The following is a 1289-nucleotide window of genomic DNA, read 5'->3' on the forward strand; positions in this document are numbered from 1 at the left end:
GGTTTKTTATGGTATTGAATTTGTTTGAAAAAAACCTAGATTTGACTGATGAACAGCTACATCCAAAATTTATTTTATTAAGAGATCATGAGATGCTTTCTCAACCACGAAAAATCCTCTCGGGATGGACAGAAGGATTTATAGACAGAGATAATAAAATCCTTAAAGAGTTTCAAACAACATTCCATTCAAGTTTATGGGAATTTTTCTTATTTGCTTTTTTTAAGGAAGCAGGATTTATACTTGAGCAAACTTATAACAGACCTGATTTCATTATTACTAGCCCACAACCAATTAATATTGAAGCTGTAATTTCAATTGGCAGACCAGAGTCTGATAGAAATTTAGAAGATATATTAAGTTCCCTAACGCCCCCTTATCTACAAGATGATTTTGAAGATTATATAAATGAGTCTATAATACGACATTCCAATGCAATTAATACTAAACACAAAAAGCATTTAGTAGATTACACGACCTGTAAATGGATAAAAGTTGATGTTCCATTTGTTATTGCTCTGGGATCATTTGRTCAAGTAAATTACGGAAGAGAGTTCTATTATCCACTATTGGCATTATTATATGGATGGTATTTTAATTCGAGGCAAGATTCATATGAGAAAAAGGATTACATTACTAAAACGGATACTGGTTCAAAGATACCAATTGGCTTATTTTTAGACCCAAAATATAAAAATATTTCAGCTGTAGTATTCTCTTGCACCATTACTATCGGTAAGCTTACTTCACTAGCAATTTCTAAGAGTGTCGATGCGTCTAATAATATTCAAACAGTATTAAATATATGTCATGACTTTGAAGCTCCTCATTATAAATTACAGATGGTGAGCGAAAAGAACCCAGAGGAATTATCTGATGGTGTATTCATTTTTCATAACCCTAACGCTGAAAGGAAATTATCATTAGATGCATTTTCAAAAACAAATGCCGTTCAGATAACATACGAAAATGGTCAATTAAATTTTAAAGGTTCAAATCTACCCATCTTCGCCAGACTCAATGCATCTAAAATATTATTTCCTGGTGCATTAGACGTATTAGTTAAGGAAGCCTTAATTAAATACAACAGATTAAACTAAATTATCAGTGCAGTGGTAGTTTGCCTAATTGAGTTAAAGAAAAATAAGAAATCTCCCTGCGATTAGATTTAAAATTTATAACATTTCAGATACTATGTGATTACAATTTTAGAGGGGAATGTTAAAACTATGACAACCGAACAGAAAAACAATTTTATTCCAACTTGGCTTGAAACCCCACCCAAGACA

At 31.6% G+C, this 1289-nt stretch carries 1 protein-coding gene; it reads left to right on the top strand.

The features are described 5' to 3' along the window. Nucleotides 1-1100 (top strand): hypothetical protein (locus AC1DSL_RS18315; RefSeq protein ID WP_477533348.1); only part of this gene is annotated, 1100 nt, incomplete at its 5' end. Nucleotides 1101-1289: the final 189 nt, after the last annotated feature.

It is taken from the genome of Paenisporosarcina sp. P4_D4 (genome assembly GCF_056401835.1).